The sequence below is a fragment of the Bradyrhizobium sp. 21 genome, from assembly GCF_023073335.1.
Taxonomy (GTDB): Bacteria; Pseudomonadota; Alphaproteobacteria; order Rhizobiales; family Xanthobacteraceae; genus Bradyrhizobium.
The window spans coordinates 330,477-345,828 of record NZ_JADPJG010000035.1 but is presented as its reverse complement, the minus strand read 5'-3'; the positions used below and the strand labels follow the sequence as shown (position 1 = coordinate 345,828).

General features: G+C 63.7%; 16 protein-coding genes, 1 tRNA gene and 1 pseudogene. 11 read left to right on the top strand and 7 right to left on the bottom strand.

The window, feature by feature from the left end; all coding sequences use genetic code 11:
* Positions 1-24 precede the first annotated feature (24 nt).
* The 6 genes from IVB31_RS30330 to aroA form a co-directional block, all read right to left on the bottom strand.
* Complete coding sequence (locus IVB31_RS30330) at positions 25-417, bottom strand: lipopolysaccharide assembly protein LapA domain-containing protein (RefSeq protein ID WP_247331483.1); 393 nt, start codon at positions 415-417, stop codon at positions 25-27.
* A 73-nt stretch (positions 418-490) separates the two neighbouring features.
* Positions 491-796, bottom strand: a complete 306-nt coding sequence (locus IVB31_RS30325; RefSeq protein WP_007598410.1) for an integration host factor subunit beta — start codon at positions 794-796, stop codon at positions 491-493.
* A gap of 172 nt (positions 797-968) precedes the next feature.
* On the bottom strand, positions 969-1,949 hold the full coding sequence (gene sppA, locus IVB31_RS30320; RefSeq protein ID WP_247331481.1) for a signal peptide peptidase SppA: 981 nt from the start codon (positions 1,947-1,949) through the stop codon (positions 969-971).
* A 217-nt stretch (positions 1,950-2,166) separates the two neighbouring features.
* Positions 2,167-3,873: a 30S ribosomal protein S1 gene (rpsA, locus tag IVB31_RS30315; RefSeq protein WP_247331479.1), complete on the bottom strand. Its 1,707-nt coding sequence runs from the start codon at positions 3,871-3,873 to the stop codon at positions 2,167-2,169.
* Between the two features lie 266 nt (positions 3,874-4,139).
* On the bottom strand, positions 4,140-4,778 hold the full coding sequence (gene cmk, locus IVB31_RS30310) for a (d)CMP kinase (RefSeq protein WP_247331477.1): 639 nt from the start codon (positions 4,776-4,778) through the stop codon (positions 4,140-4,142).
* Positions 4,775-6,112: a 3-phosphoshikimate 1-carboxyvinyltransferase gene (aroA, locus tag IVB31_RS30305; protein WP_247331474.1), complete on the bottom strand. Its 1,338-nt coding sequence runs from the start codon at positions 6,110-6,112 to the stop codon at positions 4,775-4,777. Before aroA ends, cmk begins: the two co-directional genes overlap by 4 nt.
* Before the next feature lie 172 nt (positions 6,113-6,284).
* Between aroA and IVB31_RS30300 the strand changes: the two genes are divergently transcribed.
* The 3 genes and pseudogenes from IVB31_RS30300 to IVB31_RS30290 all read left to right on the top strand — a co-directional run bounded on the left by IVB31_RS30300 (position 6,285) and on the right by IVB31_RS30290 (position 7,260).
* Positions 6,285-6,695: a TIGR02300 family protein gene (locus IVB31_RS30300; protein ID WP_247331472.1), complete on the top strand. Its 411-nt coding sequence runs from the start codon at positions 6,285-6,287 to the stop codon at positions 6,693-6,695.
* 95 nt (positions 6,696-6,790) lie between these two features.
* Positions 6,791-6,866 (top strand) — tRNA-Ala (locus tag IVB31_RS30295).
* A 158-nt stretch (positions 6,867-7,024) separates the two neighbouring features.
* Positions 7,025-7,260: pseudogene (locus tag IVB31_RS30290) on the top strand (GIY-YIG nuclease family protein).
* Between the two features lie 2 nt (positions 7,261-7,262).
* Here the strand turns inward: IVB31_RS30290 and IVB31_RS30285 are convergent.
* A complete protein-coding gene (locus IVB31_RS30285) occupies positions 7,263-7,724 on the bottom strand; it encodes a MarR family transcriptional regulator (protein WP_247331469.1) in 462 nt (153 codons plus the stop codon).
* Positions 7,725-7,877: 153 nt separating this feature from the next.
* On the opposite strand from IVB31_RS30285, the gene IVB31_RS30280 reads away from it, so the two are divergent.
* From IVB31_RS30280 to IVB31_RS30245, 8 genes are all read left to right on the top strand, one after another.
* Entirely contained in the window at positions 7,878-8,303 is a 426-nt protein-coding gene (locus tag IVB31_RS30280) for an organic hydroperoxide resistance protein (RefSeq protein WP_247331467.1), read from the top strand.
* A gap of 177 nt (positions 8,304-8,480) precedes the next feature.
* Complete coding sequence (locus IVB31_RS30275) at positions 8,481-9,698, top strand: CaiB/BaiF CoA-transferase family protein (RefSeq protein ID WP_247331464.1); 1,218 nt, start codon at positions 8,481-8,483, stop codon at positions 9,696-9,698.
* 383 nt (positions 9,699-10,081) lie between these two features.
* Positions 10,082-11,398, top strand: coding sequence for a sn-glycerol-3-phosphate ABC transporter substrate-binding protein UgpB (ugpB, locus tag IVB31_RS30270; RefSeq protein WP_247331462.1), 1,317 nt, complete (start codon positions 10,082-10,084; stop codon positions 11,396-11,398).
* A 45-nt stretch (positions 11,399-11,443) separates the two neighbouring features.
* Positions 11,444-12,325: a sn-glycerol-3-phosphate ABC transporter permease UgpA gene (gene ugpA, locus IVB31_RS30265; RefSeq protein ID WP_247331460.1), complete on the top strand. Its 882-nt coding sequence runs from the start codon at positions 11,444-11,446 to the stop codon at positions 12,323-12,325.
* Positions 12,325-13,173, top strand: coding sequence for a sn-glycerol-3-phosphate ABC transporter permease UgpE (gene ugpE / locus IVB31_RS30260; RefSeq protein ID WP_247331457.1), 849 nt, complete (start codon positions 12,325-12,327; stop codon positions 13,171-13,173). The genes ugpA and ugpE overlap by 1 nt, the downstream gene beginning before the upstream one ends.
* A 34-nt stretch (positions 13,174-13,207) precedes the next feature.
* On the top strand, positions 13,208-14,287 hold the full coding sequence (locus IVB31_RS30255; RefSeq protein ID WP_247331455.1) for a sn-glycerol-3-phosphate import ATP-binding protein UgpC: 1,080 nt from the start codon (positions 13,208-13,210) through the stop codon (positions 14,285-14,287).
* 294 nt (positions 14,288-14,581) lie between these two features.
* The gene (locus IVB31_RS30250) at positions 14,582-15,007 is read left to right on the top strand and encodes an Hsp20 family protein (protein ID WP_014438749.1); all 426 of its coding nucleotides are present in this window, start codon (positions 14,582-14,584) and stop codon (positions 15,005-15,007) included.
* A 50-nt stretch (positions 15,008-15,057) separates the two neighbouring features.
* Positions 15,058-15,330 carry a DUF1150 domain-containing protein gene (locus IVB31_RS30245; RefSeq protein ID WP_247331453.1) on the top strand — a complete coding sequence of 91 codons (273 nt, stop codon included), beginning with the start codon at positions 15,058-15,060 and terminating at the stop codon, positions 15,328-15,330.
* The last annotated feature ends 22 nt before the right edge of the window (positions 15,331-15,352 follow it).

Here is a 15,352-nt window from a genome sequence, read left to right as displayed (position 1 = left end):
CAGGGTTTTCGGTTGCGGCCGCTTCTACAACGTCGCGCGCTGCTTGTCTCGCCCGACGGGCCCGTAAAGGCCCACCCCGGAGGGAACGGGGAGGCGCTGGGGCTCGGACTTCACGGCCGCCGCCTGGGCCCGCAGATCGGCCAGTTCGCCCCGGGCAGCCCTTGCGTCCGCATCGTTCCGCCGCGCCGCGCGCCGCCAGTGCCGCTGGCCGAACCAGACCGCACAGCCACCCGCGAGGACGCCGAGGGCGGCCGCCAGGATCAGAAGCAGAAACAGCGGCATCGTGACCGAGAACGACGGGTCATCCGACACGAAGGGATCGAACGAGACCGTGACGATATGCCTGTTGGCGACGGCAAAGACCACCAGGATCAGGCCCAGCGGAATCACGATCAGCGCGGTCAGGAACTTTCGCATCTCGCTTCGCTCGCGCTTTGAATCAAGCTTGTGGCCGCATCTCTCGCGACCGCGGGAAACCCTGACGCCGGCCTCAGTCCGGCGCGCCTGGATCCGGATGGTCGCGATTCAGCCGCTCGCGCATTTCCTTGCCGGTCTTGAAGAACGGAACGCTCTTCTGGTCGACGGGCACATGAGCGCCGGTGCGCGGATTACGCCCTGCGCGCGCAGGGCGATGCTTGACCGAGAAGGCACCGAAGCCGCGCAGCTCGACGCGGTCACCGCGCGCGAGAGCCGCTACGATCTCTTCGAGAATCGCATTCACAATGTTCTCGACATCCCGCTGGTACAGATGCGGGTTGTGCTCGGCGATACGCTGAACAAGTTCGGATTTGATCATCGAGAGATAGGACCCGGGAGCGTGCGGATGACCATTTCCGTGAAAATACCGTGATCTGTCAAGACGCTAAATCAAGGTTGAGCGTCGTGAAAATGCGTGACAAATGCCGAAAAAGCGGGCTGGCCCGGCACGCGTCCAACGGGAAAAACCTCGAAAGCTCGCTCGGTTCCGGCTAGTTCGACGCCGCCGGTTGCCATAAGGCCAGCATTCCATCCATTCCGAGCCGATCGACCGCCTGCGCGACGCCGGTTTGCCCGATTTGATGCGCAATCGAGCCCAAACCCAGTGCTTCCAGCGTCACTGCGGCCGCCGTCTTGAGAAACGGCAGATCGCTGAAGCGCGGCTGCAGCTTGTAATCGCGCACGGAAAGCCCCTTCTTCACGCCCTTCTGCTCGACCAGCCAGGTCACGGCGGTCTTCTCGTCGCCGATCTGGTCGATCAGCTTGAGATCGATCGCCTGGCGTCCGGTGAAGACACGGCCATCAACCACTTTCTCGAGCTGCGTGTCATCCATGCCACGCCGTTCCTTCACCAGGCCCTTGAACCAGGCGTAGGAATCCTTCACCAGCGCGTCCAGCGCGGCACGTGCTTCGGGACTGGTCGGCTCAAATCCGTTGGGCGCGGCCTTCAGCGGCGAGGACTTCACCTCCTCGACCTTGACGCCGACGGTCTTCAGCAGCTCGGTGAAATTGGGAAACTGAAACAGCACGCCGATCGAACCGACCAGCGAGCTCTGCTGGGCGATGATGTGATCGCTGGCGATCGCGGTGATGTAGCCGCCGGAGGCGGCGAGGCCTTCGACCACGACGACGAGAGGCTTCTTTGCCTTCAGGCTCACAAGCGAATCGTAAAGCTGCTCGGAGCCGGCGGTGGTGCCGCCCGGCGAGTTGATGTGAACGATGACGGCGGCGGCCTGCGAATTCTCCAGCCGCTCCAGCGCCTGGGTGCGATCGGAATCGCTGCGGATCAGGCCGTCGATCTGGACCCGCGCGATCGAGCCGGCGGACGCGAACGTGCCGCGCGCACCCGGCGTCGCGACCAGCGCGAAGCCTGCAATCGCCGCAATCGCGATCAGCGCGGCCATCACGCGCCAGAACGTCAGCTTACGGCGGATCCTGCGGCGATCGACGATGATGTCCGAATCGAGCGACATCGGAATATCTCCAAAATGAAGGGCCACGCGCGTTGTGCCGTTACAGCGTGACCATTGGCTTATCTGGATACATCAATTGCGGCGTAATTTGAAGAAAACAAGACCTGAAGCGATAAGACCGAGACGCTGCCACATACTCATGTGTCGTCCCGGCGATTGAAAACAAAAAAGCCCCGGCTCGCGCCGGGGCTTTGATGCCAGCGAAACGTGGTTTCGCTTACTTGCTGTCGCGGTTCTTGAGCGCGGTGCCGAGGATGTCGCCGAGCGTCGCCCCCGAATCGGAGGAGCCGTACTGCGCGATGGCTTCCTTCTCTTCGGCGACTTCGAGCGCCTTGATCGACACCTGGACCTTGCGGGCCTTCTTGTCGAACTGGATCACGCGGGCATCGACCTTCTCGCCGACGGCGAAGCGTTCGGCGCGCTGATCGTTGCGGTCACGGGCGAGCTCCGAGCGTTTCACGAACGTGGTGAAGTCGGTACCGGTGATTTTCACCTCGATGCCGCTCTCCTTCACGTCGATCACTTCACAGGTCACGACCGCGCCCTTCTTGACATCGCCCGGCTCGGCGAAGGGGTCGCCTTCGAGCTGCTTGATGCCGAGCGAGATGCGCTCCTTCTCGACGTCCACATCGAGCACCACGGCCTTGACCATGTCGCCCTTCTTGTAGTTGTCGATCACCTGCTCGCCCGGCTGCTTCCAGTCGAGGTCGGAGAGATGGACCATGCCGTCGACGTCGCCCTCGAGGCCCAGGAACAGACCGAACTCGGTCTTGTTCTTGACCTCGCCCTCGACCGTCGAACCGGTCGGGTGACCTTCGACGAAGACCTCCCACGGGTTGCGCATGGTCTGCTTGAGGCCGAGCGAAATGCGGCGCTTGACGGAATCGACTTCCAGCACCTGCACTTCGACTTCCTGCGAGGTCGAAACGATCTTGCCGGGGTGCATGTTCTTCTTGGTCCACGACATCTCGGAGACGTGGATCAGGCCTTCGATGCCCGGCTCGAGCTCGACGAACGCGCCGTAGTCGGTGATGTTGGTGACGCGACCGGTGAAGCGGGCACCCAGCGGGTACTTGGCTTCGATGCCCTGCCACGGATCGTCCAACAACTGCTTCATGCCCAGCGAGATGCGGTGCGTCTCGTGGTTGATCTTGATGATCTTGACCTTCACGGTCTGGCCGATCGAGAGCACCTCGGTCGGATGGTTGACGCGGCGCCACGCGATGTCGGTGACGTGCAGCAGGCCGTCGATGCCGCCGAGATCAACGAACGCACCGTAATCGGTGATGTTCTTGACCACGCCGTCGATGACCTGACCCTCTTCGAGGTTCTGCACCAGCTCCTGACGCTGCTCGGCGCGGGTCTCTTCGAGAACCGTGCGGCGGGAGACGACGATGTTGCCGCGGCGGCGGTCCATCTTGAGGATCTGGAACGGCTGCGAATTGTTCATCAGCGGCGCAACGTCGCGGATCGGACGGATGTCGACCTGCGAACGCGGCAGGAAGGCCACGGCACCGTCGAGGTCGACGGTGAAGCCGCCCTTGACCTGGTTGAAGATGACGCCGTTGACCTTCTCGTTGTTCTGGAACGCCTTCTCGAGCTTGCCCCAGCTCTCTTCGCGGCGCGCCTTGTCGCGCGACAGCACGGCTTCGCCGAGGGCATTTTCGATGCGATCGAGGAACACTTCCACCTCGTCGCCGACCTTGAGCTCGCTGTCACGGCCGGGGCCGGAAAATTCGCGCAGGGCGACGCGGCCCTCGGTCTTCAGGCCGACGTCGATGACGGCCATGTCCTTTTCGATTGCAACAACCTTGCCCTTGATGACTGAGCTTTCCTGCAGGTTGCCGCCTGCGAAGGACTCGTCGAGCATCGCGGCGAAATCGTCGCGCGACGGGCTATAGGTATCAGCAGAAGTCGAAGCCATTTGTTCTCCAGTTGCGGATGTCGTGCCGGCCGTTGGGTTCATGGGCGCATCGCACGCGCAGTGTCGGAAGGTCCGCAAGACCTTCGAGCGACCGCTCACTGCTCCAGCCTGCGAGGCAGAACAGCGGAAGCGGGCCGGCTGAGGCCCGCGCGTTCAATGCGTGAAATCTTTTGTCCGGAGCCTGGATCGCGCCGATCCCGAGATGGGGACCGGAGTATCGACCTCAAAGAGCGGGAGCGGGCGCTTCCTCCAATGACGGCAGCGGCTTAACCCCGCGACCGGCCCGCTCGGACGGCCTCGATAATGTCGATGGCGGCCCGGACGCCGCCTTCTATATCCAGTTGGGAGTTATCTAGCAAGTAAGCATCCGGGGCCGGTTTCAAGGGCGCAATCGGCCGGTTCTTGTCGCGTTCGTCGCGCTGGATGATGTCGGCCAGCACGGCCGCCTCGTCGGCCTCCTCGCCCCTCGCCTTGGCCTCCATGGTCCGGCGGCGGGCACGGACCCTGGGATCGGCAACGACGAAGATCTTCACGTCGGCATGCGGGCAGATCACGGTTCCAATGTCCCGGCCGTCCAGCACTGCGCCGGGCGGATCGGCGGCGAACTGCCGCTGGAAGTTGACCAGAGCCTCGCGAACCCTGGGGATCGCCGAGACGATGGAAGCGCCCTCGCCGGCCTTCTGGGTCTTCAGGGCGGGATTGCCGAACTTTTCGGGATCGAGTTCCAGCGCCGCCGCGACTGCCGCCGCCTCGTCCCGGAGATCATGCCCGGACTGCATCAGCGAATAGGCCACCGCGCGATAGATCACGCCGGTATCGAGGTGACGATAGCCGTAGTGATGGGCGAGGCGCTTGCCGAGGGTCCCTTTGCCCGAGGCCGCGGGCCCGTCGATGGCGATGATCATGAAAACTCGGCTCCCAGCGAACGCATCATCGGGATGAAGTCGGGGAAACTGGTGGCGATGAAGGCGGTGTCGTCGACGGTTACGGGTCGGTCGGAGGCGCAGCCCATCACCAGCGCGGACATCGCGATGCGATGGTCCATGTGGGTGGCGACCAGGCCGCCGCCGGGAACATGGCCGCGGCCTTCGACGATCAGATCGTCGCCGGAGACCTCGACCTTGACGCCGTTGACGCGGAGCATGGCAGCGGTGGCCTCCAAGCGGTCCGATTCCTTGACGCGCAGCTCCTGGAGGCCGCGCATGATGGTCGTGCCCTCGGCGAAGGCAGCCGCCACCGCCAGCACCAGATATTCGTCGATCATCGACGGTGCGCGCTCCGGCGGCACCTCGACACCGCGCAGTTTCGAGGCGCGCACGCGCAGCTTCGCCATTGGCTCACCGGCATCGCCGCGAACTTCGCTTTCCTCGATCGAGGCACCCATTTCGCGCAGCGTGGTGAACAGCCCGGTGCGCAGCGGATTGGTCATGACATCGGACAGGACGATTTCGGAGCCTTCGACGATCAGCGCAGCAACGATGGGGAACGCCGCGGAGGAGGGATCCGCGGGCACGACGACATTGGCGCCATGCAGCTCAGGCTGACCCGTGAGCGTGATGCGGCGGCCGTGCTGACCTTCCTGCGCAGAGGTGATCTCGGCGCCGAAATGCTTGAGCATCAGCTCGGTGTGATCGCGACTGGCCTCGGTTTCGATGACCGTGGTGGTGCCCGGCGCGGCCAGGCCCGCGAGCAGCACGGCGGATTTGATCTGGGCCGAGGCGACCGGGGTTTTGTAGGTGATCGGCAGCGGATCGCGCGCGCCCTGGACGGTGAGCGGCAACCGGCCGCCCTCGCCACCGGAAACCACCTTCGCACCCATCTTTTCGAGTGGGTCCAGAATCCGGCGCATGGGCCGGCTGCGCAGCGAGGCATCGCCATCAAAAACCGCGGAGATCGGGCAGCCGGCGACGGCGCCCATGACGAGCCGGCAACCGGTGCCGGAGTTGCCGAAATCCAGCGGCGCCCTGGGTTCGGCAAAGCCCGCGACCCCCACGCCGTCTACCTTCCAGGCGAAATCGCCGGTGCGCTCGACCCGGGCGCCAAGCGCCTGCATGGCTTTGGCGGTGTTGAGAACGTCCTCGCCCTCCAGGAGGCCCGAAATCCGGGTCTCTCCAACCGCGAGCGCGCCCAGGATGAGGGCGCGGTGGGAAATCGACTTGTCCCCCGGCACCCGTACTTTTCCGGTCAGGGGACCGCTGGCGCGCGACTGGAGCGGCGTCGGCTTGTCGGAATCGGTCACGTTTGTGTCCTTGGATAGGCCCGAAACATCCCTGCGGGGCTCGCGGGGCAGGTACCACATGGTCTCCCCGCCGTCACGGGCATGTCGTTCTCCCGCAATGCGCTATTGACAGCGGGCCGCCAACTAGCCAAGTGAAACACCGCTTTTCCGACATTTCCAGGATTCCTCTGCCGTGGCCAAGTCCGAACTCGGAACCAAACGTATTTGCCCCACGACGGGCAAGAAGTTCTATGACCTCAACAAGTCTCCGGTGATCTCGCCCTATACCGGCGAAGTCGTGCCGATCGCACCGATAGCGCCGGCCCGCGTACCGCGCGGCGCCGAAGCCCGCCACGCTGCAGCAGCCGCCGACACCACGCCGGAGCCGGCCGAGGTCGAGGAGGTCTCGCTCGAGGAGGCCGATGCCGAGGAGAACACCGGCAAGGTCAAGGCCGTCGTGCCCGAATCCGAGGACGACATCGAGGTCGACGAGACCATCGAGGACGATGACGACGATGATTCGACCTTTATCGCCGACGACGAAGAGGGCGATGAGGACGTGACCGACATCATTGGTGATGTCGGCGGTGATGAAGAGACTTGAGATAAGCCCTGATCTGTGAAAAAGGGTGCACCGCGCGAGTCACCAGGCTCGCCGGTCAGGAGTGATCCGCCAGGATTATTCCATTTAAGGACTACGGGGCCATAGCTCAGCTGGGAGAGCGCTTGCATGGCATGCAAGAGGTCGGCGGTTCGATCCCGCCTGGCTCCACCAGCCTTCGCTGGCTTCGCCAGCTACGGCTCGGCAAGCCAGCTCCGCTCCATCGTAGCGAAGCTAGCGAAGGCTGCCGCGGCGTAGCCCGAAGGGCGAAGCCGGGCTTCAGCAGATCAAAAGCGGATGTAAGCTGTCCCTCGACAACTGGGGAGCGTGCCGTGAAGTACGTCTACATCCTTGAAAGCCTTAATTCGCTCCACTTCTACGTCGGGATTACCGACGATCTGCGTGCCCGACTGACAAAGCACAATGCTGGTGAGGTGCCCACACCTCGAAATACGGGCCTTGGCGTCTTAAGACTTACGTTGCATTCAGCAACGAGAAGCAAGCCGTAGCATTCGAGAAGTATCTGAAGTCAGCATCCGGTCGCGCCTTCGCCAAGAAACGGCTCTAACCCTACTCCCCGATCACCGCATTCAGCCGATCGCGCAGCGCGACGATTTCATCCTTCATCGCGACCAGTTCCGAGACCGAGCAGTCCGACGCCGCCAGGATCGATTGCGGCACGGCGCGCGCCTTTTCTTTCAGAGCGTGGCCCTGCGCCGTCAGCGCGATCAGCACCTGACGCTCGTCCTCGCTCGAGCGCGTGCGCTTGACGAGATGGGCGGCCTCGAGCCGCTTGAGCAGCGGCGTCAGCGTGCCCGAATCCAGGAACAGCCTTTCGCCGATGTCCTTGACCGGAACGTCGTCGCGCTCCCACAGCACCAGCATCACCAGATATTGCGGATAGGTCAGGCCGAGCCGGTCCAACAGCGGCTTGTAGACGCGGTTGAAGGCATGCGCGGCGGAATAGACCGCGAAGCAGATCTGGTTGTCGAGGCGCAGCGGCTGGTCCGCCGCCGAATGTTTTCGAGGCATGGAGAATCTCACGAGGCTTTCCTCATTCTGGGCCCGGGCGGCGGCATATTCAATTGCGAACAATTAAATGTGAGGCGCCATAATTTCAATTGCGCACAATCTAATTGCCTGCGATAAGGATCCACCCCAACCCAGACACCCAGGGAGATGACAATGTCCGTGAACGTCCTCTACAAGACCAGCGCAAAAGCCACCGGCGGCCGCGACGGCCATGCTGCGACCCTCGACGGCGCGCTCGACGTCAAGCTCACCACGCCGAAGGAACTCGGCGGCGGCGGCGGCGAAGGCAACAATCCGGAGCAGCTGTTTGCGGCCGGCTATGCCGCCTGCTTCATCGGCGCGATGAAGTTCGTGGCCTCGCAGGGCGGGCCGAAGGTCCCGGCTGACGCCTCGGTCACCTCCACCGTCGGCATCGGCCCGCGCGCGGCCGGCGGCTTCGGTCTCGACATCGACCTCGCCGTCTCGTTGCCGGGCCTCGCCCGCGCGGAAGCCGAGGCGCTGGTCGAGAAGGCGCACCAGGTGTGCCCGTATTCCAACGCGACGCGCGGCAATGTCGACGTCCGCCTGACGGTCGTCTGATCGGAAGTTAAGGATTGGCTGGCCCGGGATCCCGCTCGGGCCGGCCGCTTCCGTTTGATTTGCCATCCTGCGGGACAGCAGCTTCCCCCTGCATGACGCCCTACGCGGGAAGCCATTGCTGGCTCGGACGAACCTCGCTAGGCCTGTGACCAATATCGACACAGGGGAAGCGAAGGCATGACTGAAGCCGCCAGTTCTGGAGCCGCCACGGGCGCAATGAGCGGCCTGCGCGTCATCGATCTCACGCGCGTGCTCGGCGGTCCTTATTGCACCCAGATCCTCGCCGACCATGGCGCCGACGTCATCAAGGTCGAACCGCCCGCGGGCGACGAGGTGCGCGACTGGGGCCCTCCCTTCCACGACGAAGACGCGGCCTATTTCATCGGCATCAACCGCAACAAGCGCTCGATCGGTCTCGACCTCGCCTCCGAGGGCGGCCGCATCGTGCTGCTCAAGATGCTGGAGAGCGCCGACGTCCTGATCGAGAATTTCAAGCCGGGCACGCTGGAGAAATGGGGCATCGGCAACGAGGTCTTGCGCGAAAAATTCCCGCGCCTCGTGCATTGCCGGATCTGCGGCTTCGGCGCCGACGGCCCGCGCGGCGGCAATCCCGGTTATGACGCCATCATCCAGGCGATGACCGGCATGATCGCGGCGACCGGCTCGCCCGAGAGCGGACCGATGCGGATCGGCGTGCCGCTGGTCGACATCGGCACCGGCCTCTATGCGGCGATCGGCATTTTGATGGCGCTGTCGGAGCGGCAGCGTTCGGGCCAGGGTCAGTTCCTGGAGACGACGCTGTACGAGACCGGCCTTGCCATCATGCATCCGCACACAGCGAATTATTTCATGCATGGCAAGCCGCCGTCGCTCACCGGCAACGAGCATCCCAACCTCGTGCCTTACGCGATCTTCCCGACCAAGACCGACGACATCTTCATCGGCGTCGGCAATGACGGCACCTTCCGCAAGCTCGCCAAGGAGATCGGCAAGCCCGAGCTCGGCACCGATTCACGATTCGCCCGCAACAAGGATCGCATCGCCAATCGCGAGGCGCTGCGCGCCGAGCTCGCCGCCGTGTTCAGCCAGCACGAAGCCGAGCCGCTGTGCAATCGCCTGCTTGCCGCGGGCCTGCCCGCCGGCCCCGTGCAGAAGATCGACCAGGCGCTGACCAACCCGCACACGATCGCGCGCGGCGATATCATCGAGAAGGACTGGTACAAGGGCGTGGCGTCGCCGATCCGGCTCGATCGCAGCAAGCCGAGCCTGCGCCGCCTGCCGCCGAAATTCAGCCAGCACGCCCAGGAGGTGTTGGGCGAGTTCGGCTACTCCAAATCCGAGATCGACGCGATGGTCGCGCAAGGTACGGTCTGCGGACCCGAGCGCAAGCGCTAGCGGCTCAGAAATAATCGAGCGACAGCGCAGGTGCGCGCCCTCCCCCGCTCGCGGGGGAGGGTTGGGGAGAGGGTGTCTCCGCAGAGAGATTCCCAATGAGGATAGAACCCTCACCCGGCGCTGCGCGCCGACCTCTCCCGCGGGCGGGAGAGGTTTTCGAACCCGCGGCGCGATCGTCTGCCTCACACAAGTAATGCCGCACTGCGATGCGGGCGCTCTGTGCACCGCGAACGGAGGACGCTGCGCGCGCGGCATTCGCCTATTTGACGGCTTCCCTTTTCCCGCGCTTGCCGCTTTCGTTTGGGCCGCTTACACAGTCATGTGAACGTCATACGTCGCTGCTAGCGCAAGCGATCTTTTTGACGGCCAAGGGAGGTTACTTGATGGCTCTTCGACATTTTGGGGCGGCTGCCGCTGTTGCAATCGCAGTTGGCATGACGGCTTCACCGGCCCTGGCCGTGACCGAGATCCAGTGGTGGCATGCGATGACCGGCGCCAACAACGACGTCATCGTCAAGCTCGCCACCGACTTCAACGCGTCGCAGACCGACTACAAGGTCGTCCCGACCTACAAGGGCAACTATCCCGATACGATGAACGCCGGCATCGCCGCGTTCCGCGCCGGCAACGCCCCGCACATCATGCAGGTGTTCGAAGTCGGCACCGCGACCATGATGGCCGCGACCGGCGCCGTGAAGCCGGTCTACAAGCTGATGACCGAGGCCGGCGAGAAGTTCGATCCCAAGATCTACCTGCCTGCCATCACCGGCTACTACTCGACCTCGAAGGGCGAGATGCTGTCCTTCCCGTTCAACTCGTCGTCGACCGTGATGTGGGTCAACCTCGACGAACTGAAGAAGGCCAACGTCGAGATCCCGAAGACCTGGCCCGAAACGTTCGAGGCCGCCAAGAAGCTGAAGGCCGCGGGTCATGACACCTGCGGCTTCTCCGGCTCCTGGGTCACCTGGGTCAATCTCGAGCAGCTCTCCGCCTGGCACAATGTGCCGCTGGCCAGCAAGGCCAACGGCCTCGACGGCTTCGACACCGTGCTGGAGTTCAACGGCCCGCTCCAGGTCAAGCATCTCGAAACCCTGGTCGAGCTGCAGAAGACCAAGACCTACGACTATGCCGGCCGCACCAACACCGGCGAAGGCCGCTTCACCTCGGGCGAGTGCCCGATCTATCTGACCTCGTCGGCGTTCTTCGGCAACGTCAAGGCGCAGGCCAAGTTCGCCTTCACCGCCGTGCCGATGCCTTATTATCCGGACGTCAAGGGCGCGCCGCAGAACTCGATCATCGGCGGCGCCTCGCTCTGGGTCATGGGCGGCAAATCGGCCGACGAATACAAGGGCGTCGCGAAATTCCTGACTTTCCTCTCGGACACCGATCGCCAGGTCTACATCCACAAGGCCTCGGGTTATCTGCCGATCACCAAGGCGGCATACGCCAAGGCGAAGGAAGAAGGCTTCTACAAGGACCAGCCCTACCTCGAGACCCCGCTGCTCGAGCTGACCAACAAGGAGCCAACCGAGAATTCGCGCGGCTTGCGCCTCGGCAACATGGTTCAGCTCCGTGACGTCTGGTCGGAAGAGATCGAGCAGGCGCTGGCCGGCAAGAAGACCGCCAAGCAGGCGCTCGACGCCGCCGTCGAGCGCGGCAACACCATGCTGCGTCAGTTCGAAAAGACCGCCGTAAAATAAGGCGAAGGCGCCGGCAGGCCGCACGGCCTGCCGGCGTCGCCCATCATGCAGAAGCAAGCCATTTTCCAATCAAGGCTATTGCCTTACGCGCTGGTTGCGCCGCAGCTCGCGATCGTCCTGATTTTCTTCTATTGGCCGGCCCTTCAGGCGGTCGTCCAGTCGTTCCTGCTCCAGGACGCCTTCGGTCTGTCGACCACCTTCGTCTGGTTCGATAATTACATCGAGCTGTTCAGGGACCGCGCCTATTTCGAGGCGATCGTCCGGACTTTCTTGTTCTCGTTCGCCATCGCGCTGTCGTCACTGTCCTTCGCGCTGCTGCTCGCCGTGATGGCGGACAAGCCGTTGCGCGGCTCGATGCTCTACCGCACGCTGCTGATCTGGCCCTATGCGGTGGCGCCGCCCGTCGTCGGCGTGCTCTGGATCTTCATGCTGCATCCTTCGCTCGGCGTGCTCGCCCGCTATCTGCGCGCGATGGGCATCGACTGGAATCCGCTGCTCGACGGCGACCAGGCCGCAGCGCTGATCATCCTCGCCGCGGCGTGGAAGCAGATCTCCTATAATTTCCTGTTCTTCCTCGCCGGCCTGCAAGCCATCCCGCGATCCGTGTTCGAGGCCGCCGCGATCGACGGCGCCCGTCCGATGCGGCGGTTCTGGACCGTGACCTTCCCACTGCTGTCGCCGACGATCTTCTTCCTGCTGGTCGTCAACATCGTCTACGCTTTCTTCGACACCTTCGGCATCATCGACACCATGACCCGCGGCGGGCCGGGAACATCGACGGTCACGCTGGTCTACAAGGTCTATTCCGACGGCCTGCTCGGCGGCAATCTCGGCAGCTCCGCGGCGCAATCGGTGATCCTGATGGTCATGGTCATCGTGCTCACCGGAATCCAGTTCCGCTTCGTCGAACGCAAGGTGACCTACTGATGGTCGAGGAAGAGGGTTTTCGACGCTACGTCGCGCACGCCATCCTGTGGATCGGGATCGCGATCGTCGCGTTCCCCGTCTACATCGCCATCGTCGCCTCGACCCAGGACAACGCGCTGATCGCGAACGGGCAGATGTCGCTGCTGCCGGGCGGGCACTTCTTCGAGGTCTACTACCAGACCATCTTCGTCGGCACGAGCGGCTCGACCCGCGAGCCCGTCGGCAACATGATGCTGAACTCGCTGGTGATGGCGCTGCTGATCGCGGTCGGCAAGATCGCGATCTCGATCATCTCCGCCTATGCGATCGTGTATTTCCGCTTTCCGTTCCGGATGCCGATCTTCTGGATCATCTTCATCACGCTGATGCTGCCGGTCGAGGTGCGCATCTATCCGACCTACAAGATCGTCGCCGATCTGCACATGCTCGACAGCTATGCGGGCCTCGCGCTGCCGCTGATCGCGTCGGCGACCGCGACGCTGCTGTTCCGCCAGTTCTTCATGACCGTGCCGGACGAGCTGCTGGAGGCGTCACGCATCGACGGCGCCGGTCCGCTCCGCTTCTTCTGGGATACGCTCTTGCCGCTGTCGCGCACCAACATGGCGGCGCTGTTCGTGATCCTCTTCATTCTCGGCTGGAATCAATATCTCTGGCCGCTGCTGATCACCACGCGCGACGACATGCAGACCATCCAGGTCGGCATCCGCAAGATGATCACCACCACCGACGCGCTGACAGAATGGCCGGTCGTGATGGCGACCGCCGTGCTGGCGATGCTGCCGCCGGTGTTCGTCGTTGTCGCCATGCAGAAATTGTTCGTGCGCGGCCTGGTCGAGACGGAGAAGTAGGTTCTTGGAAGTAGGTTTTCAGAAGTGAGTTTTCATGGCTAACGTCACCCTGCGCAACGTCCGCAAGACCTATCCCGGCGGCTTCGAGGCCATCAAGGGCGTCAACGTCGATGTCGCCGACGGCCAGTTCTGCGTGCTGGTCGGTCCCTCCGGCTGCGGCAAGTCGACCCTGCTGCGCATGGTCGCGGGGCTCGAGACCGTCACCGGCGGCGAGATCGACATCGGCGGCCGTGTCGTCAACCAGGTCGAGCCCGCCGACCGCGACATCGCGATGGTGTTCCAGAACTACGCGCTCTATCCGCATATGAGCGTTTTCAACAACATGGCCTACGGCTTGCGCAACCGCGGCATGAAGGAGGCCGAGGTCAAGACCCGCGTCGACGAAGCCGCGCGCGTGCTCGAGCTGACGCCGATGCTGGAGCGCAAGCCGCGCCAGCTCTCCGGCGGCCAGCGCCAGCGCGTCGCCATGGGCCGCGCCATCGTGCGCCAGCCAAAGGTGTTCCTATTCGACGAGCCGCTGTCGAATCTCGACGCAAAGCTGCGCATCGCGATGCGCGTCGAGATCCGCAAATTGCAGCGCCGGCTCAACACCACGTCGATCTATGTCACCCACGACCAGCTCGAGGCAATGACGCTCGCCGACGTGCTGGTGGTGATGAACGGCGGCGAGGTCGAGCAGATCGGCAATCCCTTGGCGATCTACGAGAAGCCGGCGACGACCTTCGTCGCCTCCTTCATCGGCGCACCGCCGATGAATCTGATGCCGACCCGCGCCGACGAGATCAAATCGCAGCTCGGCAGCACCGAGGCCGGTATCCTCGGCATCCGCCCCGAGGATTTCGTCATCACCGACCAGACCCCGGCCGGCGGGATCGCACTGCCGCTGACCGTGGAAGCGATCGAGCGCGTCGGCGCGGAGACCTTCGTCTACGGCGCGCGCGATCAGGACGAGCAGCGCGTCGCCGCCACGCCCGGCGAGCTGCCGCCGGGCGAGGTCATCGTCCGGATTCCGGGCTCCGAGGCGCCACCGATCGGTGCGAGGATCCGTGTCGCAGCGCTGCGCCAAAAGCTGCATCTTTTCAGCGGCGACGGACGGACGCGGCTCGAGGCCTGACCGGTTCCGAAGGGCCAGCCAACAAAAAGCGCGAAAACAACCCCATGCACAGTAGAAGGGGGGTTGTTTTCATTGAGATAAATCGCCCGCAGATTCGTTGTGCCGGGCTTGTCGCAGGCGTTCATGTTCTCGATGCCGCAAGACAGCTTGTGCATGGCCGGGACGCACGCGTGCGGGCCCCGGCACTCCCGCTACCTGCTTGAACCGACACAGTGTTATGCCCATATTGCTGATCAAGGGGTGCCTTGACGGGCCCTGATGCACCAAAGTCGCTTCGAGAGGACTTTGTAAACTATGTCTCGTGTTCCCACGCTTTCCAGTCCGTTCCTTCTGGGCTTCGACGAGATCGAGCGCGTGCTCGACCGCGTCGTCAAAGGCGCCGACGGTTACCCTCCCTACAATATCGAGAGGTGCGACCGGTCCGACGGCCAACCCGAGCGGCTGCGGATCACGCTGGCGGTCGCCGGATTCACCCGCGACCAACTCGATGTAACCATTGAGGAAAACCAGCTCGTGATTCGCGGGCGGCAGCAGGACGACAAGACCCGGCAATACATCCATCGCGGCATCGCCGCGCGCCACTTCCAGCGCACCTTCGTGCTGGCGGAGGGGATGCTGGTGCTGGGTGCGGATCTGAAAAACGGGCTGTTGTCGGTCGATCTTGCCCGGCCTGAACCGGAGAGGATCGTTAAGACAATCGCTATCAATGAGCACGAATAATGGAACGAGTAGCGGACTCGACCGCTTAGTGTTCCAGAGGAGTCGAGACCATGAGTGAAGGTCACGTTGCGTTCGAATACGAAGCCAAGAGCGTCTCGCCCGAGACGCTGGCAAGCCTCGGCGAAGGTCATATCGCCTATGTGAAGCAGATCCGTTCCGAAGACGTGCCGGGCCTGTTTCCCGAAGCGCCGAAGATCGCGCCGGGCCTCAAGCTCTTCGCGCTCCACGCCGCCGACGGCACGCCGATCATGCTGACCGACAGCCGCGAAGCCGCGATAGCCAACGCCTGGAGCAACGAGCTGCAAGCGATGAGCGTGCACTGAGCGCACGCGCTTTGCGCACGAA

What these genes read in the sequence shown, in the direction of transcription:
- rpsA (WP_247331479.1), bottom strand. Translation starts at nt 3,873, where the DNA reads ATGGCTTCGACTTCTGCTGATACCTATAGCCCGTCGCGCGACGATTTC.
- IVB31_RS30255 (WP_247331455.1), top strand. Translation starts at nt 13,208, where the DNA reads ATGGCTAACGTCACCCTGCGCAACGTCCGCAAGACCTATCCCGGCGGC.
- IVB31_RS30280 (WP_247331467.1), top strand. Translation starts at nt 7,878, where the DNA reads ATGTCCGTGAACGTCCTCTACAAGACCAGCGCAAAAGCCACCGGCGGC.
- sppA (WP_247331481.1), bottom strand. Translation starts at nt 1,949, where the DNA reads ATGTCGCTCGATTCGGACATCATCGTCGATCGCCGCAGGATCCGCCGT.
- IVB31_RS30245 (WP_247331453.1), top strand. Translation starts at nt 15,058, where the DNA reads ATGAGTGAAGGTCACGTTGCGTTCGAATACGAAGCCAAGAGCGTCTCG.
- IVB31_RS30325 (WP_007598410.1), bottom strand. Translation starts at nt 796, where the DNA reads ATGATCAAATCCGAACTTGTTCAGCGTATCGCCGAGCACAACCCGCAT.
- IVB31_RS30275 (WP_247331464.1), top strand. Translation starts at nt 8,481, where the DNA reads ATGACTGAAGCCGCCAGTTCTGGAGCCGCCACGGGCGCAATGAGCGGC.
- cmk (WP_247331477.1), bottom strand. Translation starts at nt 4,778, where the DNA reads ATGATCATCGCCATCGACGGGCCCGCGGCCTCGGGCAAAGGGACCCTC.
- IVB31_RS30250 (WP_014438749.1), top strand. Translation starts at nt 14,582, where the DNA reads ATGTCTCGTGTTCCCACGCTTTCCAGTCCGTTCCTTCTGGGCTTCGAC.
- IVB31_RS30285 (WP_247331469.1), bottom strand. Translation starts at nt 7,724, where the DNA reads ATGCCTCGAAAACATTCGGCGGCGGACCAGCCGCTGCGCCTCGACAAC.
- ugpB (WP_247331462.1), top strand. Translation starts at nt 10,082, where the DNA reads ATGGCTCTTCGACATTTTGGGGCGGCTGCCGCTGTTGCAATCGCAGTT.
- ugpA (WP_247331460.1), top strand. Translation starts at nt 11,444, where the DNA reads ATGCAGAAGCAAGCCATTTTCCAATCAAGGCTATTGCCTTACGCGCTG.
- ugpE (WP_247331457.1), top strand. Translation starts at nt 12,325, where the DNA reads ATGGTCGAGGAAGAGGGTTTTCGACGCTACGTCGCGCACGCCATCCTG.
- IVB31_RS30330 (WP_247331483.1), bottom strand. Translation starts at nt 417, where the DNA reads ATGCGAAAGTTCCTGACCGCGCTGATCGTGATTCCGCTGGGCCTGATC.